Here is a 22,602-nt window from a genome sequence, read left to right on the forward strand (position 1 = left end):
GACGAATCGATATTTATGAGCAATCCTAGTGAATAGGGAATATTTCACACCTTTCACTTTAAAAACTTATAATCGATGGCTAAATTCGACGCCCATCTTAAATGTTCATTTTGCGGGAAGTCACAAGACCAAGTAAGAAAGCTTATAGCTGGTCCTGGGGTTTATATCTGTGATGAGTGCATAGACCTTTGTAATGAGATTCTCGATGAAGAACTACTTGATAATCAAGCGAACACAAACAACTCTCCACAAGTAAAAAAGAAATTACCAACTGATAATCCAAAAAAATCTGTTCCTTTAGAATTAACCTCAATTCCTAAGCCATTAGAAATAAAAAGTTTTCTAGATAATCAAGTTGTTGGACAAGAATCTGCAAAAAAAATATTATCAGTAGCCGTATATAATCACTACAAGCGGTTAGCTTGGAAAGTTAAAGAAGACAGTAAAAATAGCAATTCAACTGATTCACAAGCAACTAAATTACAAAAATCAAATATTTTACTCATCGGCCCTACTGGAAGTGGAAAAACATTATTGGCGCAAACTTTAGCAGAGTTTTTAGATGTTCCTTTTGCAGTAGCTGATGCAACGACTTTGACAGAAGCTGGATATGTTGGGGAGGATGTTGAAAACATACTTTTAAGACTTCTACAGAAATCAGAAATGAATGTAGAACTAGCTCAAAAGGGAATTATTTATATTGATGAAATAGATAAAATTGCAAGAAAAAGCGAGAATCCTTCAATTACTAGAGATGTCTCCGGTGAAGGGGTACAGCAAGCATTATTAAAAATGCTTGAAGGAACAATTGCAAATGTGCCACCTCAAGGCGGAAGAAAACATCCTTATAATGACTGCATCCAAATTGATACGAGTCAAATACTATTTATTTGTGGGGGAGCTTTTATAGGTTTAGAGGATATCGTTCAAAAGCGTATGGGTAAACACTCTATAGGATTTACCACCAATTCAGATGAAAACAAAGTTGATACAAAAAAAATAGTAGATCCAAGAGATTCCCTGAAAAATTTAGAATTAGATGACTTAGTGAAATATGGTCTAATTCCCGAATTTATTGGAAGAATTCCGGTTTGTGCTGTATTAGATCGTCTTACTAAAGAAACTTTAGAATCTATTTTGACTCAACCAAGAGATGCATTAGTAAAGCAATTCAAAACTTTACTAAGTATGGATAATGTTGAATTATCATTTGAGCCTGATTCTGTTGAAGCGATAGCAAATGAAGCATACAAAAGAAAAACAGGTGCAAGAGCATTAAGATCAATAATTGAAGAACTAATGCTAGACATAATGTACACTTTGCCTTCTGAAGAAAATGTAAAAGAATTCACAATTACAAAAAAAATGGTAGATAATTTGTTCTCATCTAAAATTGTTAAACTACCTTCAGGCTCAAAAAGAATCATTAAAGAGTCTGCATAAAATTAGAGTTTAATTTTTTTAATTGAATCCCTAATTTTTCTAATTAATGAAAGATAAATGCCAAATATACATAAGCCTTTTCATCAAAAATATAGACCAAACAACTTAGACGAATTGGTTGGGCAAAAATTTATATCCATTACACTAAAACAAGCTCTATTAACAAAAAAAATTGCTCCTGCATATCTTTTTAATGGTCCAAGAGGCACTGGAAAAACATCAAGTGCAAGAATATTTGCAAAATCTCTAAATTGCCAGGCATTCGACCAACCTACGATAACTCCTTGTTGTAGATGTGACTTATGTAGACAAATTACAGATGGGAGCGCTCTAGATATTATCGAGATTGATGCAGCATCAAATACAGGAGTAGAAAATATAAGAGAAATTATAGAAAGAGCGAGATTTGCACCTACTCAAGCGAGATGGAAAGTCTATGTAATTGATGAATGTCATATGCTTTCAACGGCAGCTTCAAATGCTTTACTAAAAACTATTGAAGAACCACCCTCAAGAGTTGTATTTATACTTGCGACGACAAATCCTGAGAGAGTATTAAATACAATAAAAAGTAGATGCCAAAAGTTTGATTTTAGAAGAATAAGCCCTAGTGATATTTTTCAACATTTATCAGAAATCGCCGAAAAAGAATCCATTAATTACGAAGTTCAGGCGTTAAAAATGATTGCAAAAAGGTCTAATGGAGGTATGAGAGATGCACAAAGCCTCCTTGAACAATTGAATCTCTTACCAGAAGGGATAACAATCAATAATATCCAAAACCTCCTAGGAGAAGTATCAGAAAATGAATTAACAAATCTGATTAAATCATTGGTTGAGAATAAGCCAGAGTCATTAATTGACACCTGTAACAAATTATATGATGCTGGAAACGAACCTCTTCAAATAATTATCGGATTATTGAATATAACAAGAGATCTTTTATTACACACTACAAATAATAAATATTCAGATCTTTATTATACGTCTGATGAATTTCGAGATGAGTTAGATAAAATCTCAAAAACAATAAATAAATCAACAATAATTAATTGGCATAATAATCTGAGAAATATCGAATATCAAATCAAATCAAGTGATAATCCAAGGCTTTGGTTTGAAATTCATTTAACTGGTCTTCTAGATAGTCAAGAGATAAATAGTTTTGAAAATAAACAAGAAAGTAAAAACAATACGACTGAGGAGAAGCATGAAAGTAGAAAAAACATTCCAATTAATAAAAAAAATATTTCAGATGAGATTCCAAAACCAAGTATCCAAGAAGAGATAACTCACAAGGAATTGATCGAAAAAAAAGACGAAAAAGTAGAAAAATTTGAAGTTCTTGAAAAAGAGAGAATTGAAAATATTTCTGAAAATAACCAAGATAATCCTGGATCAAATTTAAAAGATAAATGGGAATTAATTCTTTCTAAAGTAGAGTTACCATCAACAAAAATGTTACTTTCGCAACAAGCCGAACTTGAAAGTTTTGATTCGGAGAAAATCACAATTGCATTATCTCCAAACTGGGAAAGTATGATAAAAAGCAGAAAAGTTATAATTGAAAATACTGTAAAAAAGATATTTGGAGATGGAATAATACTTAATTTTTCGACCAAAAAATTAAATAAAGGTAACCCAACAAACACTCCAGAAATAACCCAAAATGAAGTAAATGATTCCCAGCCAATAAAAAAAATAGAACCAAAAATTAAAATAGATCCAAAAACTAATTCGTCAACAAAAATATCTAACGAGGAAACTTATGATGATAGTTCAAAAAATTTAGCAAATTTTTTTAATGGAGAAATTATAGACCTTGATGAATAGATTAAACTCCAGTATGAAGAGTCTTTCTCCAGAGTATCTTTTTTGGAAAAACAGACATCTTTATAGTTACCCAAGGGATTACTAAAAACCAATGTGATAAATAAAAAACCGATACAAATACCATCAAAAAATTGCTTTTTTGCAATACAGGTACTTCACTTTTACAAGAAGAACCGTACCAAAACGCAATTCCAGATAACATAAAAGCTGTAAATGAAATAGGCCAGTAAATTGGTGAATCTAAAAAAGCAACACTGAAAACTAAATCAAAAATAGAAATGATTGGTAATGCATATTGCAAGATGAAAAAGTAAGTTAAATCAAATTTCTGCAAATAATCAATTTTATTAGTAAATAATTGATCTCCATAATCGAAGAATCTTTGCAACCCCCCCTCTGCCCATCTTTGCCTTTGGGCTAATAAAGCATTTAAATTCTCAACTGCCTCCTCCATGACTGGAGGATCCCATAAGATTCCAATTCTAGATTTTGATAATAATAATCTTAAACTCAAATCAAGATCATCTGTAACTGTATCTTCATTAAAAGCACCACATGCTAATAATGTTTCTTTCTTAATTAATTGACCATTTCCCCTTAATTCTGAAACTCCAGCAACTGATAATCTTCCATATTGAAAGATTGCATCCATAGCCATCTCCATTGACTGACAGGAAGTTAAAAAATTCTTACTTACATTTGTTACTGATTTTCTTAGTTGAACTGCAGACCAATCACCCTCTTCTACAAAACTAAATAACCTTATCAAAGAATCTTGTTTTAATTCAGCATCAGCATCCAAAACTAATAACCATTCACCATGGGTAAATTTCAAGGCATAATTCAAAGCTCCTGACTTTCCTCCTCCTGCATTTGGAGAACGACTTATGACTTTTAGCTTGGCATATTTTCTAGATAATCGATCTAAAATTAAAGGCGTCTTATCAGAACTACCATCATCGATTATGTAAATATTTAATTTATTTGTTGGATAATCTAAACTAAATAATTTTTCAACTAATCTTGATATGACATTCTCTTCATCTCTAGCTGCGACTAAAATATCAAGCACAGGTAACTCTTTATTACTTATTCTTCTGCTTACAGTATTTAAAACAGTGTTCCTTTTGAAATTTCTAGAAATAACTATTAAACCGTAAAAAACAATCACAAAAGAAATAGTCAATATCATGTAAAAGAAATTTTCGATATTGCTAGCATGAGGAATAAAAGCTACTAAAAAACAAGCACTAAGAAATATAAGCGACTTCAATCTTCGATTTTTATAAAAACCCTTACTCATAAAAGTAAATTGTTAATTACTTAACTTCCATTGAGACAATATCTCAAATTTTTTTAGTTTTGCACTTCGATAGTAATGATTCAATATTTGTTCATAAGAGAATCCTAATTTAGCCATTTCAATTGCTCCTGACTGAGATAAACCTACACCATGACCGAAGCCTCCTCCTCTCAAAAGCCATAAATCATCACTTAATTTATTAATAGTAAACAAATTACTAGGTATAAAATTTAATACCCTTCGAATATCATCTTTAACAAGAACAATAGATTTATTACCCTTGTCCGTTTTTATTTCCAATTTTGTCACTCTGCCACTAGACCCACGTTCAATAGAATTTAAATCAAAAACATCTTCATTAATATTTATAAGTTTGTTTTTAATTAACTTTTCTTTAATTTCAAGATTAGAAATTTTCTTATTCCATCGAAAAAGAGAATGATTACTCCCATAAAACTGTTCTTCATCAAAATCTAAAAAATTATTTAAATAAGATTCATTTGTAATTGGAAGTTTAAAAATTTTACTTAATGCTTTAGAACCATCAATGATTGAATTGAAATAAGAATAATCTTGAATTTGCCAAGACTCGCTTGCAGTAGCAGATACTCCACCATTAGAACCATGATAAAAGGCATTTATTGGTTGATTTTCATGAGTAAGAATTAAATTTGAAGTTTCGTTTATGGCTTTTTGTACTTTTTTATATGAAATTTCAGAAGGCTTATAAACTTGGCATTGAATGCTTACACATAAATGATATTTATCCATATTAAATCTATCAGAATTAAATATGCCCCAAGTTCTTGCAATAACTGCTTGAGCCTTGAGTGCTTCTAAAGGAGAATTCGGTCCAATTTCATATGGCAAAACACCTTCTAAATAGTCATCAAATTCAATTTTTTGAACTAAGGTCCAAGTTCCATATAAATCCTTTATTAAATAAAAATTTTTGCCAAAATTAACACCATTTATTTTTATTTTCTCTTCAGAATAAATATAAATAGGACCTTCAAGTTTCATACCACTATAGTCATTTCTAAGAACGGGAGTAATTTGAAAATTTTTTATTTTTCTGAAAATCTTATTGTTTAATTCAAACTCTGGCAGATCATCTTGAAATGGAATCCATACTTCCCAATTTTTAGGGTAGGCAACAGTCGTCTCAAATCCTTTATCTCTTAGTTTCTCTGATTGTTTTTTTGCCGATTCATAGCTAGCAAAAGGACCAAAAACAATTCTTTCAATTGTTTTTGGATTTTTTACGGGAATATCCGCCCATGTAATATTTATCTGTTTTGATTTATGTTTAATACCGTTAGACGATATCAAGTTTAAAAAACCTTTATTAGTTGTAAAGTTTATATTCTTTTTCTCCGAAAAACTATCATTCTCCCCACCTAAATATTGCTTTAAACCAATTAAAAATTTTCCTTTTTTAATTTCATTATGGAGTTCAACCTTTAGCAATTCTTCCCCTTTTGCATGTGAAATAAATTTAGTGTTTATTATTAAAAGAGAAATACAGCCTAAAAATAAGTTTAAAAAGGTAAATGTAAGTTTCATAAATTAGAACTTTCCTTAATTAATTAAAAACTTTAATTTGCACCAATGCATATAAAGGTTTAGATTATTCTAATCAAACACATTTGACTTAAATGTCTAAACTAAAAACTCGTAAATCAGCTTCCAAAAGATTTAAAGCTACTGCGACGGGTAAATTCATGAGAAGAAGAGCTTTCCATAATCATTTACTTGATCATAAAAGCTCAAAATTAAAAAGACATCTCTCAACAAAAGCCGTAGTTGATGAAAGAGATGCTGATAATGTAAGATTAATGATTCCATACGCATAAATCTTTAACCAATTTTTATTAGATATTCATGGCACGGGTAAAAAGAGGCAACATAGCCAGAAAAAGAAGAAACAAAATCTTAAATCTTGCAAAAGGTTTTAGAGGCGGCAACAAAAATCTTTTCAGAACCGCAAACCAAAGAGTGATGAAAGCTCTTTGTAATGCTTATAGGGATAGAAGAAGAAGAAAAAGAGATTTTAGAAGACTTTGGATCTCTAGAATTAACGCATCTGCAAGGATAAATGGAACAAACTACAGCAAGTTAATAAATGGGATGAAAAATGCAGAAATTATCATCAACAGAAAAATGCTTGCTCAATTAGCCTTAAACGATCCTAAGTGTTTTGAAAAAATTGTTTCTTCAGTTAGTCAGTAGAAAAAAAGAATATAATCTAGAAAAATTATAAATAATGGAAATATCTTCCTTTCAATCTTATTTAATAATTCTTTTTGTTGTATTAATAATAATTTCTATTTTTGTATTTAGACAATTTTTAAAAACAAGAAGTGAAGAATTAAATTTAGTAAAATTCGAGCAGAAAGGTTTAGATTCTCTCACTCAAGCTGCAGAATTATATGAATTTGGGTCTATTCAGATAAAAAAAAGATTATATTCTGAAGCTTCTAAAACTTTTTTAAAAGCAATTGAAAATTATGAAAATGAACCTGATGAAGCCAAAGCGATAATAAATAATGCTTTAGGATTTTCTTATGCTGCTCAAAATGAATTTAAGAAAGCAATTAAACACTATAAATCTGCCATAAAATCACTTCCAGAATATCCTATAGCTCTAAATAACCTCGCATCAGCACAACAGCGTTTACTTGAGTATGACTTGGCATATGAAACTTATCAAAAGGTTTTGGTGATTGATCCAAAAAACAAAACAGCAATTAAAAAAAGTAAGGAGTTAGAAAAAAGAAACAATTATGAACCTTATAAAGGTATTAAAGATAAGGGATTCTAAATATGGAACATTATTCTTCTTTACTAATTGGTGGAAAACAATTTTCCAGTAGATTATTGGTTGGTACTGGCAAATACAAATCTACTCAAGATATGGTGGAAAGTTTGTCAAATTCTGAAACGGAAATTATAACCGTTGCTGTTAGAAGAATTAAAAATGATCAGACCGGAGAAAATTTACTCGAAAAAATCAACTGGGAAAAATACTGGATGCTTCCTAATACAGCTGGTTGTGTGAATTCCGATGAGGCAGTCAGAATAGCAATTTTAGGAAGAGAACTTGCAAAATTATCTGGTCAAGAAGAAAATAATTTTGTGAAGTTAGAAGTTATTCCTGACAAAAAGTATTTGCTACCAGATCCAATAGAAACTCTTAAAGCAGCCGAAATTTTAATAAAAAAGGGTTTCGCTGTACTACCTTATATCAATGCAGATCCTATTCTTGCAAAAAGACTGGAAGAAATAGGTTGTGCAACTGTAATGCCACTGGGCTCTCCCATAGGCTCCGGGCAAGGTTTGTTAAATTTATCAAATATAAGGATTATTATTGAGAATGCAAAAGTGCCAGTAATAATTGACGCAGGAATCGGGGTGCCTAGTGAAGCTTCTCAAGCCATGGAAATTGGAGCTGATGGTGTCTTAATCAATAGTGCAATAGCACAAGCTGCAAATCCTCCTCTAATGGCCCAAGCGATAAATTATAGTGTGAAAGCTGGCAGGCAAGCTTTTCTGGCAGGAAGAATTAAAAAACAAGACTTTGCAGTAGCAAGTTCCCCGGAAAAAAATATATCTATCTAATTCTCTAAATTGAGAAAAGTTTAAAAAGAAAGTAAAAATTTATTATTTGCTTTTATTTATCGTATTAAGAAAGAAGATTTGAAACTATTTACAATGTTTTTTCGCAAAGTGGAAGCACGCTGTAGTAATTTAATAAATATATTATGAATCTTTTAATTCTGGAGTTCTGAGTGAAAGTTATTGTTCTAGGTGGAGATGGTTTTTGCGGTTGGCCTTGTGCGGTGAATTTAGCAGAGCAAAATCATGATGTAATTATTGTCGACAATTTAAGTCGTAGAAAAATTGATATTGATCTAGAGGTAGAATCTTTAACTCCAATTTCTTCCATAACAGAACGACTTTCTGCATGGGAAGAGACTGGAGGCAAGCCTATGAGATTTCTTAATATGGATATCTCTAAGCAATATCAAAAATTACTAAATTTGCTCATTGATGAAAAACCAGATTCCGTGATCCATTTTGCAGAACAAAGAGCAGCACCATACTCGATGAAATCGAGTTTTACCAAAAGATATACAGTAGATAATAATGTTAATGGCACCCACAACCTACTTGCTGCGATAGTAGAGAGTAATTTAGATATACATGTTGTTCATTTAGGAACAATGGGAGTATACGGATATGGATCACATAGAGGTGCAACAATCCCAGAAGGTTATCTAAAAGTTGAAGTTCCACAACCTGATGGAAGCCGCTTTGAAGAAGAAATATTACACCCTGCAAGTCCAGGTAGTGTCTACCATATGACTAAAACTTTAGATCAATTATTATTTCTTTACTACAACAAAAATGATCTTGTAAGGATCACTGATCTACATCAAGGCATTGTTTGGGGAACAAATACAGAAGCAACTTTAAAGGATCCTAGATTGACAAACCGATTTGACTATGATGGAGATTATGGAACTGTTTTAAACAGATTTCTAATGCAAGCTGCAATTGGATATCCATTAAGTGTTCATGGGACAGGAGGGCAAACAAGAGCATTTATACATATAAAAGACTCTGTAAAATGCGTACAACTTGCTCTTGAAAATCCTCCGAAATCTGGAGAAAGAGTCAAAATCTTTAATCAAATGACTGAGAGTCATCAAGTTGGAGAACTAGCTAAAAAAGTTGCTTCTCTAACTGGAGCTGATATCAATTATTTACCAAATCCAAGGAATGAAGCAGTTGAAAATGATCTAATTGTTGATAATAAATGCTTTATAGAATTAGGTTTAAACCCAACTACTCTTGATAATGGCTTGTTAGAAGAAGTTGTTGAAGTTGCTAAAAAATACTCCAATAGATGTGATCTTAATCGCATACCTTGTGTTTCATCCTGGACAAAAAAACAAGCTGAGGCTATAAAGACTAATTAAAATTTTGAAATAATTACCTTAAGAAAGTGAAAATTGCATTGTTTACTGAAACTTTTTTACCTAAAGTTGACGGCATAGTAACAAGACTGACTAAAACAATTGAATTTTTAATAAAAAATGGTGATGAAGTTATAATTTTTTGTCCAGAGGGGTGTCCAGAATCATATATGGGAGCAACTGTAGTGGGAGTTGCTGCAATGCCACTACCCTTGTACCCAGAGTTGAAGCTTGGTTTACCCGGTCCTGCAGTCTCAGATAAGTTAGAAAAATTTAACCCAGATTTGATACATGTTGTTAATCCAGCTGTACTTGGCTTAGGTGGTATATGGTTGGCAAAAACTAATAATATTCCTTTAATTGCTAGCTACCATACTCATCTTCCGAAATATCTGGAACATTACGGTATGGGTATGCTAGAGCCACTTTTGTGGGAATTACTGAAAGCAGCACATAATCAAGCCTTGTTAAATTTGTGTACTTCCACCGCTATGGTCAATGAATTAAAAGAAAAAGGTATTCAAAGAACTGCTCTTTGGCAAAGAGGAGTAGATACTTACAGTTTCAGACCAGATTTGAGAAGTGAGAAAATGAGAAAAAAATTATTTGGAAAATATAACGACGCTAATTACTTATTGATTTATGTAGGAAGATTATCAGCAGAAAAACAAATTGAGAGAATTAAACCAGTCTTAGAAAGTATTCCAAATGCTTGCCTAGCACTTGTAGGTGACGGACCATATAGAAACCAACTTGAAAAAATCTTCGAAAATACAAAGACTAATTTCATAGGATATTTATCTGGCGATGAACTTGCTAGCGCCTATGCATCTGGAGATATATTTTTATTTCCATCTAGTACAGAAACACTTGGGTTAGTTTTACTAGAAGCAATGGCAGCAGGATGTCCTGTTATCGGAGCCAACAAGGGGGGGATTCCAGATATTATTAGCGATGGGATTAATGGTTGTTTATATGATCCTGATGAAAAAGATAATGGGGAACAAAGTTTGATTGAAGCGACAAAAAAAATTCTAGCGAATGAAGATAAAAGAGAAGTTATGAGAAAAGAGGCACGAAACGAAGCAGAAAAATGGGATTGGAATCAAGCAACATTACAACTGCAAAATTATTATGCAGATACTCTCAAAGAAATAGATTAAAATTAATCCTAATTATGCTACGTGTGGAGGCGTGGGATTATTATATGAACTTAAAGGAAGTATTAGAGTAGCGATATTTTGGTTCTTTTCAGGCCTTTTTTTCTTTGAAAATTTTTTACCAAAGGGTACTCTTATGACATTAGTTCCCTCAATGGAATAAATGTTTGAGTTATCTCCCGAAAAATTATTGACAAAATTTGGTAAATCTACGTTTTTAATTGGCAGATGCTTAACATTACCAGATTTAAAATCTTTGGTCATAGCTTCAAATACCCCAAAAAATTTGATGCTCGAATATTTTAATAAAAAAATTTAAAAAAATTCTATAAGAAAATATTAAATTTTTATTCTCACTGATAATAACTAAGTAAATATAAGAACGCTAGTCCTTTAAGCACATTTTTTTTCTTCTAAAGTCTCGCCTTGATTTACATTGCAAGAACAAATTAAATTGCGATCGCCATATGCATTATTGATCCTAGAAACTGAAGACCAAAACTTAATAGACGTTGGAGTTTTATAAGGAAAAGAAGCTTTTTCTTTTGAATAAGGATAATGCCAATTATCAGCAATTAACTCTTTCAGCGTATGGGGAGCGTTACTTATTACATTGTTATTCTTTAATGCAACATTTTTTTCTATTTCGCTGATTTCTTCTCCAATCAATAGCATAGCCTCACAAAATCTATCCAATTCAACCAAACTTTCACTTTCAGTAGGCTCTATCATTATCGTCTCTGGAACAGGCCAACTTATAGTTGGAGCATGAAAACTATAATCTATTAATCGTTTAGCTAAATCATTTACACCCAAACCAGTCTTGGATTTTAAATCCCTAAAATCTAAAATACATTCATGCGCGACAAAATTATTTTTTCCTTTATAAAGAATCTTGAATTTATGCTTTAAAGAATGCGCAATATAATTTGCAGATAAAATTGCATGCGCAGTTGCTTTCCTTAAACCACTAAGACCAGCCATTTTTATATACATCCAACTTATTGGAAGAATACTTGCACTCCCATGCTTGGCAGAAGATACGTAATTGGAACTAATAGATAAATTATTATCCATTAAAGAATGATTAGGAAGAAATGGGCTTAAAGTTTCTGATGCAGCAACTGGACCTACTCCTGGACCACCACCTCCATGTGGAATGCAAAATGTTTTATGTAAATTCAAATGACAAACATCAACACCATAATTCCCCGGTTTACATAATCCAACCTGAGCATTCAAATTTGCTCCATCTAAATAGACAAATCCTCCCACAGAGTGAATTAAATCACATATCTTTCTGATTTGTAATTCAAAAACTCCATGAGTAGAGGGATAAGTCAACATAAGAGCCCCTATTTGGTTATCAAATTTCTTGACCTTAATTGACAAATCTTGAAAATCAATATTTCCTTCGTCATCACATTCAACAGTTAACACGTCAAAACCTGCCATAACTGCACTAGCAGGATTTGTTCCATGAGCACTTTTTGGAATTAAACATTTTTTTCTTAACAGTTCACCTTTTGATTCAAAATAAGAATTTATTGCCAGTAAACCTGCAAACTCTCCTTGAGAGCCTGCATTTGGTTGAAAAGAAACTGATTTTAAACCAACAATTTCACTGATCCAGTTTTCTAGGTCAGATATAATTTTTGAATAGCCTTTAGTTTGATCTGGTGGGGAAAAAGGATGAATGGAAGATAAATTAGCCCAAGAGACTGGATTTAACTCTGCTGCAGAATTTAACTTCATGGTACAGCTTCCCAATGGCATCATCCCATCTACCAAAGAAAAATCTTTTTCTGCAAGTCGGAATATATATCTCATTAATTCAGTTTCACTTTGGTAATTTGTGAATATATCTTGCTCCATCCATGCACTGGATCTCAAAGCTAAACTTTCAAGATGAAATTCTTTATCAAATTTTATATGCTCTAAATCTTCTTCTTTTTCTACAAGGTTTGCTATGAAAGTCAAAATATCTTTTATTTCTTTCTCATTACTAAGCTCATCTAAAGAGATCCCAAAGCCAGTTGAATTTTCAATAGTTGATCCCAACGGCAAAATTCTTAAGTTATAGCCATTTTTTAAAGCTTCATTATGGATCACCTGGGAATGCTCAGAATAAACATCAACACTATCAAATCTAATCCCATCAGGAATATCAAAACCTAAAGCATCTAAACTTGATTCTAAATTTATTCTCAACTTAACTAATCTCTTAGCAATTTGCGTTAATCCTAAGGGTCCATGATAAATAGCATAAAAAGAAGAAATTATGGCTAACAAAGATTGAGCAGTACAAATATTACTAGTGGCCTTTTCCCTTCTAATATGTTGCTCTCTTGTTTGCAATGCTAATCTTAGTGATTTTTCTCCATTTTTAGATAAAGTTTGCCCAACTATTCTTCCGGGTATCAGCCTTTTAAATTTTTCGCTACAAGCAAAATATGCTGCATGGGGACCACCAAAACCCATTGGAACACCAAATCTTTGCATACTCCCCACTGCCACATCAACACCAAATTCAGAAATTGGTTTAATCAAAACTTGTGCCAGTGGATCAATACATGCCGTAACAATAATTTCTGATCTATGTGCTTGAGATATTAAGAATGTAGGATCATATAATTGTCCATTTTTACCTGGTAATTGCAACAACATTCCAAAAACATCATCATGATTAGGAAGGTTGCTTTGAGTAAAGCGTTTTAAGGATATTCCCAAAGGTTTTGCTCTGGTTTGTAGAACATTAAAAGTATGATCAAAAACATTTGACTCCACTAAGTACACTTTTGAAGATTTATTTTTTCTTGCGGAAAAACTCATGGCCATGGCTTCTGCTGCAGCAGTACCCTCATCCAACAAAGATGCATTAGCGACAGGGAATCCTGTTAGTTCACAAACAATAGTCTGAAAATTAAATAGAGCTTCTAATCTTCCTTGTGCAATTTCTGCTTGATATGGAGTATAAGAGGTGTACCACCTTGGGTTTTCAAGAACATGTCTTTGGATTACTTTAGGCATATGATTGTCGTAATAACCAAGGCCTATAAGTGATCTCATTTTAGTATTTTTATTCGCAATATCTTCTAATTCGTTTAAAGCCTCAATTTCTGAACAACCTTGGGGCAATATTTCTGAAGATTTATTTTTAAGCTGAATATCTTCAGGAATAACTTGATTTATAAATTGATCAATATTATTAAAACCAAGCTTGTTCAGCATAATTCTTTCATCATTATCTCCTAACCCAAGATGCCTATCTATAAACAATTCAGACCCAAATTTGGATGTCATATTAAAATATTTTTCTTTAAAATAGCTCTTTTTAGAAAGTTTGCCTTATTTTGGTACAACCTTTGATTGATATTCTTCAGAAGTCATCAAATCAGCAATTGATGCTTTTGGTTCTGGTTTCAAAATGACTAACCAACCGTCTCCAATCGGATCATTCTGTAAAAGCTCAGGATTCTCAATAACACTTTCATTTACAGATACTATTTCCCCTGAAAAAGGCAGATAGACTTCCTCTACGGCCTTAACTGATTCTATTGTTCCAAAAGTCTCGCCTTTCTCTAAAGTCGCCCCTTCATCAGCTAATTCGACAAAAACAATATCTCCTAATTGATCTATTGCGAATTCACTAACTCCAATTTTTAATAATCCATTTTCTTCCAAGACATATTCATGAGTATCAGCATAGTTGAGGTTGTCTGGAAAATTGTAAGACATGATTACTTAGATAAAGGAAGTAGAGAATCCTTTGAAATTAATTTTTCCTCTAATAGTTCAGATAATAATCGAATTAATGCAATTTTGATGTGAGCTATGTGAGAACCACCTTGAACAAAAATATTATAAGGATCTCTTAGAGGGGCATCAGCAGAAAATTCACTTGTACTACCTTCAATAAAGGTACCTCCTGCCATTAATAATTTTGAATCATATCCATCCATTGATGATGGAACAACATTCAGAAAAGAGTCTACAGGTGAAGAATTTTGAAAAGATTGACAAACTTTTTGTACCAAATCAGGATTATTCAACCTTACTGACTGAATAAGATCAGATCTATAAGTTGCTGGCTCTGGTAAAACCTTAAATCCCAAATTTTTAAAGACTGCTGCAACCATATCAGCACCTTTTAGTGATTCGTGAACAATTTGTGGTGCTAAAAACAAACCCTGCAAAATTAATCTTCCTAGTCCAAAATTTATTCCTGCAGAAGAACCAATGCCTGGTGAGGTTAATCTAGAACATGCCATCTCAACCAACTCTGCATCTCCTGCAACGTAACCACCAGTAGGAACGATTGTTCCTCCCAAATTTTTAATCAATGATCCAGCAATTATATTTGCCCCTTTAGAAATTGGTTCACTATCTTCAACAAGCTCCCCATAACAGTTATCAACAAAACATATACAGTTAGGATCAAGAGAATGAATAAGACTACAAATTTTCTCTATCTGATTATTCGTAAGAGACTTTCTCCAACTATATCCACAACTTTTTTGTATGAATACTAATTTACATGAATTTTCTTTAAAAAAAGGAACAATTTTTTCTTTAAAAGAATCAAAATTCTCGCAGATATTTACTTGCTTATATTCTATGTCAAAATCTTTAAGTGATCCTTTTCCTCCTCCCCTTATTCCTATGACTTCTTCTAAGGTGTCATATGGTTGTCCTGTAAGAGATAACATTACATCTCCAGGTCGAAGAATTCCAAATAAGACAGAACTTATTGCATGGGTTCCACTAACAAATTGCATCCTCACAGCAGCCTTTTCAGCAAGAAAAAATCTTGCAAAAACCGCATCAATTTTTTCTCTAGATATATCATCATGTCCACTACCAGAAGATTGATTGAAATGAATAGCAGAAACTTTTTCTTCCTTAAAAATTTTCAAAATATTTTCTAATTTCTGGAAAACCTGATTAGACCTTTCTTGGAAAACTTTACCTAAACTCTCTTCGACAGATAGAACAGTGTTTTCAGCCAGTTTTAAGTTATTGTCAAGAGTCATTTATTATGAAAATTCATGTTATTTTTCAGAAGCTAAATTTCTTAATTCTGCGAGGAAAGCATTAGGTCCCTTGCCCTGAAAATAAGAAAGTTTTTTTGAAGCCTCATATAAATCAAGAAGTTCTCCATCTAATTCTTCTGCCGTATAATCTCTAATTCCTGCAATTACCTCAGCAAAACGTTCTCTACGGGCAGATTTATTGACAGCATAGGCTTCCATTACCTGCATTTTACATGATCTCCAAGCCTTATTCTGACAAAAATGCACTGAAAGAGCATCACTTAAAGTAGAAGCTTCTTCATCTTCTATGTACCAGTCAAAAGATGAAGGTAGAGGTTTTAATCCTGAAAATATCTCGAATAACTCCCCTGCCGACAATGGATTACCAGAATCATTTTTTAGGGGTAATGCAGACTCTTCCAAAGATTTCCATAACTCTGGGTAATCACTTTCAAAACGATCCCTGATTTTTTCAATACCTTGATCAAGAATCGTATTAACTTGAGCTAAAGCAAGAAAAACTTCAGGACCAGGCGAAGATAACTTCCCATTCCTAAGATTAGAAATTTGCGAATTATGAACTTTACCTAAATCAAGAACTTCTGAAAGTAATGGCAATACTCTGTGAGACCAACCATTTCTTTCATGCCAGAGGTGTATCAAATGAGCCATAGCCCTTCGACCTCTAGATAATTTATCGCGATATCCGAGACTCACAGATAATTAAACTTATCAATAGTATAGTATGATAATATTACATATCGGTAATTTTGAAAATAGTATTTCAATATCATGAACTCAGTAATTTTCCAAGAAACAGCAAAATTAAAAAAACCTGTTCCAGCTGAAAAAGTTATAGAACTCTCAGAAAAATTACTGGAACCTTCCAGTCATTCAAAAAGATATCCTCCAAGACTACATAAGACGTGGGGAACGATAGTTTTTATGGTTGCAATTCATATTCTTTCCCTTGTAGCTTTACAACCAAAATTTTGGAGTCTCCCTGCAGTCACTTCATTATTATTTTTTTACTGGGTCACTGCTTGTTTAGGTGTCACCCTTGGATATCACAGATTGTTATCACACAGATCGTTCATTGTCCCAAGATGGTTAGAAAGATTTTTTGCTACCTGTGGAGCCATAAGCTGCCAGCATGGACCAATAGATTGGGTAGGTTTACATAGGCATCATCACTCTTTTTCAGATACTGAAGTAGATCATCACAATAGTAAAAAAGGTTTTTGGTGGAGTCATATGGGTTGGATGTTTAAAGACGTAGAAGCACTAAAAGCTGTTCCAAAACTAAGTGCAGATTTAATCAAGGATCCATACTATAGATTTCTAAATAAATATTTTTTATTTTTGCAAATACCTATTGGACTTTCCTTGTACGCAATTGGTCAAAAATTAGGGGTTGGAGGATGGGCTCTAGTCCTTTGGGGAATTCCATTGAGGCTTGTAGTTGTTTATCACATAACTTGGCTAGTAAACTCCGCGACGCATTGTTGGGGTAAAGCACCATTTGAAAGTGGTGATTCATCTAAAAACAATGCGTGGGTTGCTGCATTAACATTTGGAGAAGGTTGGCATAATAATCATCATGCATTTCCCAATTCGGCAAAACAAGGATTATTTAGAGGTCAGATAGATTTAACATGGGAACATATTAAGATTCTTGCGAAATTTGGTCTTGCAAAAAAAGTAAAGTTACCCTCTAGGTCTTATTATTAATTATATTGTTCAATATTGTCATGGCTAAAAGAGTACAAGTCGCATTAACTGAATCAATCGCATCACTAGGTAAAGAAGGGGATCTAGTTGAAGTAGCACCTGGATACGCAAGAAATTTTCTATTACCTTATGGCAAGGCAATGAATGTAACACCAGCAGTCCTTAAGCAAATTGAAAGGAAGAAAGAAAAAGAAAAAATCGCTGCTGATAAATTAAAGCAGGAAGCTTTAGATTTCCAAACTGCATTATCTACAATAGGTAGGTTCACTATCAAAAAACAGGTTGGAGAAGATGGTGTCCTTTTTGGAACAGTAACTAATGGAGATGTAGCCGAAGCAATAGAAGCGGCAACTAAAAAAGAAATTGATAGAAGAAACATTACTGTTCCTGATATTCATAATTTAGGTTCCTTTACTGCAAAAATAAAATTACATCCAGAAGTAAATGCAGAAGTAAATATTGAAGTAACAAGTTAATCAATTTGTTGCATTATTTTAAAAAGTAGCCAGAGTATATATCTAAGCAATTAAATATATGGTTTCCGTACCTTTTCCAAATAATGGGCAAAATAAAAATTTTAAAAAAGATTTTAATAGTGAAAATTCTGGATTAGTACCTCCTCAAAACGTCCAAGCAGAGGAAGCTGTTCTTGGTGGCATACTTCTTGATCCAGACGCGATCGGAAGAATTGCAGACTTAATTAAACCTGAAGCTTTTTATATAAATGCCCATCAGGAGATTTATAGAACAGCATTAATGTTACATACCCAGGGTAAACCAACTGATTTAACATCAATGAGTGCTTGGTTAGCTGATAATGGATCACTAGAAAAAATTGGAGGGAACAGCAAACTGGTAGAACTAGTTGAAAATGTTTCCTCTACAGCTTCCATAGAACAAGTTGCTAATTTAATTAACGACAAATTCATGAGAAGGCAACTTATCAGATCTGGGAATGAAGTGGTTCAACTAGGTTTTGATCAAACTCAAGATACTAATGAAGTTCTAGATAAAGCAGAGCAAAAAATATTTGAAATCAGCCAAGAAAAACCTTCAAAAGGCCTGACTCAAGCAGCTGAAATCCTTACAAGTACTTTCAATGAAATAGAGTCAAGATCATTAGGTACTTCAGTAGCTGGTATTCCAGTAAATTTCTACGACCTTGATGCGATGACTCAAGGTTTTCAAAGAAGTGATTTAATAATTGTTGCTGGAAGACCTTCAATGGGGAAAACTTCAATAGTTCTTAATCTGGCAAAAAATGTTGCACAATCGCAAGATTTACCTGTGTGTGTTTTTAGCCTTGAAATGAGTAAAGAACAATTGACATATAGATTGCTCTCTATGGAAGTTGGAATCGAGAGTGGCAGGTTAAGAACAGGAAGATTGCAGCAAGATGAATGGCCATTACTCGGAGAAGGTATCAATTCATTAGGTCAATTACCAATATTTATAGATGACAAGCCTAACTTAAGTGTTTTAGAGATGAGATCTCTGTGCAGAAGATTGATAGCTGAACAAAAAAAAGAACTTGGATTAATTGTGATTGATTACCTCCAGTTGATGGAAGGATCAACCCCTGATAACAGAGTGCAAGAACTTTCACGAATAACAAGAGGTCTTAAAAGCATGGCCAGAGAATTAAAAGTACCAGTAGTAGCTTTATCTCAGCTTAGTAGAGGAGTAGAGTCTAGAACAAATAAAAGACCAATGTTAAGCGATTTAAGAGAATCAGGATCTATTGAACAAGATGCAGATTTAGTATTAATGATTTATAGAGACGAATACTATAATCCAGAGACTGAAGATAGAGGAATTACAGAAATCATTGTCACTAAACATAGAAATGGACCCGTAGGAACTGTTAAATTATTATTTGAACCTCAATTTACGAGATTTAGGAATTTAGCTAATTAAATCGATCCTAAAATGAAAGATCATCACTCAACAAATGAATCTTTTGATGTCATCGTTATTGGTGGAGGACATGCAGGATGCGAAGCAGCTTTAACAACAGCAAAATTAGGATTTTCTACAGCCTTATTTACAATCAATTTAGATAGGATTGCATGGCAACCTTGCAACCCTGCTGTTGGCGGCCCGGCAAAAAGTCAGTTGGTACATGAAGTTGATGCATTAGGTGGAATTATTGGTAAATTAGCTGATGAGACAGCTATACAAAAAAGAATATTAAATGCAAGTAGAGGTCCAGCTGTATGGGCATTAAGAGCTCAGACAGATAAAAGAGAATACTCAAAAAAGATGATTGAAATACTACAAAATACAGATAATTTATCATTAAAAGAAGCAATGATTACTGAACTGGATATCAGAAAAACTGAAGAAATTGGATTGAGCTCAAAAAAAATCGTAAAAAAAAGAATAAAGGGTGTAAAGACTTTCTTTGGTAGTTATTATTCAGCAAGATCAGTTATCATCACAGCTGGTACGTTCTTAGAAGGAAGAATATGGATAGGAAATAAATCAATGTCAGCTGGTAGATCGGGCGAACAAGCAGCAAAAGGTCTTACTCAAAATTTACACGAAATTGGTATCAAAACAGAACGTTTAAAAACAGGAACTCCAGCAAGAGTTGATAAGAGAAGTATCATTTTTGATGAATTAGATATTCAACCAAGTACTGCAGCAGATAAATATTTTTCGTTTGATCCAGATATCAAAAATAATATGCCCCAAGTTAGTTGTCATATCACAAGAACAACAACCAAAACACATCAACTAATTCGAGACAATCTACATTTAACTCCCATTTACGGCGGTTTTATTGATAGTAAGGGGCCAAGATATTGTCCATCAATTGAAGATAAAATCGTTAAATTTGCTGATAAAGAATCACATCAAATTTTCTTAGAACCAGAAGGAATTAATACCCCTGAAATATATGTTCAAGGATTCTCTACAGGTTTACCTGAAAGTATTCAATTAGAACTTCTAAGAACCTTACCTGGATTAAATGAATGTAAAATGTTGCGACCAGCTTATGCTGTCGAGTATGACTATATACCTGCAACACAACTCCAAACATCACTCGAAACTAAAGAAATTGAATATTTATTTAGCGCCGGACAAATTAATGGAACTACTGGTTATGAAGAAGCAGCAGCACAAGGATTAGTAGCCGGAGTCAATGCGACAAGAAAACTAAACAAAAAAGATCCAATAATCTTCACCAGAGAAAGCAGCTATATAGGAACAATGATCAATGATTTAATTACCAAAGATCTCAAAGAACCATATAGAGTTCTCACTAGTAGGAGTGAATACAGGTTGACCCTTAGAGGAGATAATGCAGATAGGCGATTAACCCCATTAGGTTATGAAATAGGGCTAATTGATGAGAAAAGATGGTCGGTCTATCAAGAAAAAATGAAACTCCTTGAAGAAGAGAAATTAAGATTAAAAAATACTCGTTTAAAAAACACGGATGAAATATCAAAAAAACTAGAATTAGTTACTGGATCAAAAATCAAAGGCTCAACAACTTTGAAAGAACTCTTAAAAAGACCAAACTTTCATTATTCAGATTTAATTAAATATAATTTGACTGAAAAAAATATAGCTTCTTCAATACAAGAAGGTGTTGAAATAGATATTAAATACGAGGGTTATCTTAAAAGACAAAAAAACAACATTGAACAAATAAATCGTCAAAGCTGTAAATCTCTGCCTCAAGAAATAAATTACGAAAAGATAGATACATTATCTTTAGAAGCTAGAGAAAATTTGAATAAGATAAAGCCAAAAAATTTTGGTGATGCTTCAAAAATTCCTGGGGTTAGCAAAGCTGATTTAACTGCTTTACTTGTTTGGCTAAAAATAAGAGAGATAAAAAAAAATAAGGCAAATATTTTTGCTGAAAAAAAGTTATCATCTTAAAAGCACGCGTTCAGAGCTCTGAATAATAAACTTTTTAACTCTCCAAAAATTTTATGGGAAGAAAATGCCTCTAATTTTTTAGTGAAGAATTCACTACCAAAAATATCTGGTCCATGGAAATTAATGTTGCTTGGGGATGGAAGTCCAACTAGACATCTGCAGCTTTTAACTAATCAAGAAACAAAAATTAAATTAATTTCAATGCAATTAGATCCTCTATCCACTCAAGAAGGCCCTACAGAGTTGAATCAGTTAAATGGACCTTTAATTAGAAGACAAGTATGGATTAAAAACAATAATAAAAACCTAGCATGGGCTGAAAGTTGGTGGAATGCAGATCAAGTGAGTGAAAATTTAAAAGCCAAAGAAGAACCAATTTGGAAGAATTTGACACAAGACAGATCAGAATTGTTTAGAGAAGTAGATCGTATTTCACTTGTTAATTCAAATTGGTTAGAGGATCAATTTTGTTTTAAAGGTCCATTCTGGTCAAGAAATTATAGATTTTTTCGAGACAAAAAACCTCTAACAATTATCAGAGAGGTATTTAATCCACATTTAGAAAGTTTATTAGGCTATTCAGGAATTAAAGAATTTATGAAACTATACTCTTCTTCTTCTTGATCTGGGAAGATTTCTTGATTTTGATTGAACTTGTTGGTTTGATTGATCTCTCCAAGTATTATTCTCTTTTTCTGAAGCTCTTTGCCATCTTTCAACTTTGAAATCCATTTCATCTGGCCACTCTTCGTCCTTACTCTCTTTTACATAAGGTAATTTTTTTTGCTCAGTTGTCTGTAATTTTTTTGATTGCCTTAAAGATATTGCTTCTAAAGGTCTTTTTGAGTGCTGTTTAGCAGATTCATAAGAATTTGATTCTCTGGAAAATGTCTTAATATCGCTTTTATCATCGTAAAAATCCTCATCATTCCAATCATCATTATCTTCATCAAAAAATAAATCCACTTTTTCAGATACCCATCTTCCTACTTTTTTAACACTCTTACTTGTTATTCCTTGCAAATCAGAGTTCCTTCTTTTTCCTGGCCTAGCACCAGATACTCCATCAACAAATTGTCTACCAGTTTCGAAAATTTTATCAACCTGTTTATCAACAATATTTTTATCAAAACTATTTCTAAGATTTCTAATTCTCCTTGAATCCATAAATTATTATGCTTTTTAAAATATAAATTACATTAAAAAAATAAATAATTCCA

21 protein-coding genes are annotated in these 22,602 nt (G+C 32.6%); 13 read left to right on the forward strand and 8 right to left on the reverse strand.

Annotated elements, in window-relative coordinates:
* The first annotated feature begins 75 nt into the window (after positions 1–75).
* Entirely contained in the window at positions 76–1,443 is a 1,368-nt protein-coding gene (gene clpX, locus EU98_RS02275; protein ID WP_032516155.1) for an ATP-dependent protease ATP-binding subunit ClpX, read from the forward strand.
* Positions 1,444–1,500: 57 nt separating this feature from the next.
* Entirely contained in the window at positions 1,501–3,276 is a 1,776-nt protein-coding gene (locus EU98_RS02270) for a DNA polymerase III subunit gamma/tau (RefSeq protein ID WP_032516156.1), read from the forward strand.
* A 1-nt stretch (position 3,277) separates the two neighbouring features.
* Here the strand turns inward: EU98_RS02270 and EU98_RS02265 are convergent, their stop codons facing one another.
* Entirely contained in the window at positions 3,278–4,579 is a 1,302-nt protein-coding gene (locus EU98_RS02265; RefSeq protein ID WP_032516157.1) for a glycosyltransferase family 2 protein, read from the reverse strand.
* 12 nt (positions 4,580–4,591) lie between these two features.
* Positions 4,592–6,145 (reverse strand): SpoIID/LytB domain-containing protein, encoded by a 1,554-nt coding sequence (locus tag EU98_RS02260; RefSeq protein ID WP_032516158.1) that lies wholly within the window; start codon positions 6,143–6,145, stop codon positions 4,592–4,594.
* Positions 6,146–6,237: 92 nt separating this feature from the next.
* On the opposite strand from EU98_RS02260, the gene rpmI reads away from it, so the two are divergent.
* The 6 genes from rpmI to EU98_RS02230 all read left to right on the forward strand — a co-directional run bounded on the left by rpmI (position 6,238) and on the right by EU98_RS02230 (position 10,724).
* Complete coding sequence (rpmI, locus tag EU98_RS02255; RefSeq protein ID WP_032516159.1) at positions 6,238–6,435, forward strand: 50S ribosomal protein L35; 198 nt, start codon at positions 6,238–6,240, stop codon at positions 6,433–6,435.
* 28 nt (positions 6,436–6,463) lie between these two features.
* Complete coding sequence (gene rplT / locus EU98_RS02250) at positions 6,464–6,811, forward strand: 50S ribosomal protein L20 (protein WP_032516160.1); 348 nt, start codon at positions 6,464–6,466, stop codon at positions 6,809–6,811.
* A 34-nt stretch (positions 6,812–6,845) separates the two neighbouring features.
* Positions 6,846–7,403 carry a tetratricopeptide repeat protein gene (locus EU98_RS02245; protein ID WP_032516161.1) on the forward strand — a complete coding sequence of 186 codons (558 nt, stop codon included), beginning with the start codon at positions 6,846–6,848 and terminating at the stop codon, positions 7,401–7,403.
* A 2-nt stretch (positions 7,404–7,405) separates the two neighbouring features.
* Entirely contained in the window at positions 7,406–8,200 is a 795-nt protein-coding gene (locus tag EU98_RS02240) for a thiazole synthase (protein WP_032516162.1), read from the forward strand.
* Positions 8,201–8,370: 170 nt separating this feature from the next.
* On the forward strand, positions 8,371–9,564 hold the full coding sequence (locus EU98_RS02235; RefSeq protein ID WP_011863760.1) for an NAD-dependent epimerase/dehydratase family protein: 1,194 nt from the start codon (positions 8,371–8,373) through the stop codon (positions 9,562–9,564).
* A gap of 26 nt (positions 9,565–9,590) precedes the next feature.
* Positions 9,591–10,724: a glycosyltransferase family 4 protein gene (locus EU98_RS02230; RefSeq protein WP_032516163.1), complete on the forward strand. Its 1,134-nt coding sequence runs from the start codon at positions 9,591–9,593 to the stop codon at positions 10,722–10,724.
* Positions 10,725–10,736: 12 nt separating this feature from the next.
* Here the strand turns inward: EU98_RS02230 and EU98_RS0109100 are convergent, their stop codons facing one another.
* The 5 genes from EU98_RS0109100 to EU98_RS02210 form a co-directional block, all read right to left on the reverse strand.
* Positions 10,737–10,985 (reverse strand): hypothetical protein, encoded by a 249-nt coding sequence (locus tag EU98_RS0109100; RefSeq protein WP_032516164.1) that lies wholly within the window; start codon positions 10,983–10,985, stop codon positions 10,737–10,739.
* 129 nt (positions 10,986–11,114) lie between these two features.
* Positions 11,115–14,024, reverse strand: coding sequence for an aminomethyl-transferring glycine dehydrogenase (gene gcvP, locus EU98_RS02225; protein WP_032516165.1), 2,910 nt, complete (start codon positions 14,022–14,024; stop codon positions 11,115–11,117).
* A gap of 45 nt (positions 14,025–14,069) precedes the next feature.
* On the reverse strand, positions 14,070–14,459 hold the full coding sequence (gcvH, locus tag EU98_RS02220; protein WP_032516166.1) for a glycine cleavage system protein GcvH: 390 nt from the start codon (positions 14,457–14,459) through the stop codon (positions 14,070–14,072).
* 2 nt (positions 14,460–14,461) lie between these two features.
* The gene (locus EU98_RS02215; RefSeq protein ID WP_032516167.1) at positions 14,462–15,754 is read right to left on the reverse strand and encodes an aminotransferase class I/II-fold pyridoxal phosphate-dependent enzyme; all 1,293 of its coding nucleotides are present in this window, start codon (positions 15,752–15,754) and stop codon (positions 14,462–14,464) included.
* Positions 15,755–15,772: 18 nt separating this feature from the next.
* On the reverse strand, positions 15,773–16,471 hold the full coding sequence (locus EU98_RS02210; protein WP_032516168.1) for a hypothetical protein: 699 nt from the start codon (positions 16,469–16,471) through the stop codon (positions 15,773–15,775).
* Positions 16,472–16,546: 75 nt separating this feature from the next.
* On the opposite strand from EU98_RS02210, the gene EU98_RS02205 reads away from it, so the two are divergent.
* Genes EU98_RS02205 through EU98_RS02185 form a run of 5 tightly spaced genes read left to right on the forward strand, consistent with a single transcriptional unit; the run spans position 16,547 to position 22,006 of the window.
* A complete protein-coding gene (locus tag EU98_RS02205; RefSeq protein ID WP_032516169.1) occupies positions 16,547–17,485 on the forward strand; it encodes an acyl-CoA desaturase in 939 nt (312 codons plus the stop codon).
* Positions 17,486–17,505: 20 nt separating this feature from the next.
* The gene (gene rplI / locus EU98_RS02200) at positions 17,506–17,961 is read left to right on the forward strand and encodes a 50S ribosomal protein L9 (protein WP_011863768.1); all 456 of its coding nucleotides are present in this window, start codon (positions 17,506–17,508) and stop codon (positions 17,959–17,961) included.
* Between the two features lie 58 nt (positions 17,962–18,019).
* Positions 18,020–19,402 carry a replicative DNA helicase gene (gene dnaB, locus EU98_RS02195; RefSeq protein ID WP_025891221.1) on the forward strand — a complete coding sequence of 461 codons (1,383 nt, stop codon included), beginning with the start codon at positions 18,020–18,022 and terminating at the stop codon, positions 19,400–19,402.
* Positions 19,403–19,414: 12 nt separating this feature from the next.
* Complete coding sequence (gene mnmG, locus EU98_RS02190) at positions 19,415–21,382, forward strand: tRNA uridine-5-carboxymethylaminomethyl(34) synthesis enzyme MnmG (protein WP_032516171.1); 1,968 nt, start codon at positions 19,415–19,417, stop codon at positions 21,380–21,382.
* Between the two features lie 48 nt (positions 21,383–21,430).
* Positions 21,431–22,006, forward strand: coding sequence for a chorismate lyase (locus EU98_RS02185; protein ID WP_193743028.1), 576 nt, complete (start codon positions 21,431–21,433; stop codon positions 22,004–22,006).
* Here EU98_RS02185 and EU98_RS02180 read toward each other — a convergent pair.
* Positions 21,986–22,549 (reverse strand): hypothetical protein, encoded by a 564-nt coding sequence (locus tag EU98_RS02180; RefSeq protein ID WP_032516173.1) that lies wholly within the window; start codon positions 22,547–22,549, stop codon positions 21,986–21,988. The two genes, EU98_RS02185 and EU98_RS02180, sit on opposite strands and share 21 nt — an antisense overlap.
* Positions 22,550–22,602 lie beyond the last annotated feature (53 nt).

The organism is Prochlorococcus marinus str. MIT 9314, assembly GCF_000760035.1.
In the GTDB taxonomy this organism is placed as follows: Bacteria; Cyanobacteriota; Cyanobacteriia; order PCC-6307; family Cyanobiaceae; genus Prochlorococcus_A; species Prochlorococcus_A marinus_B.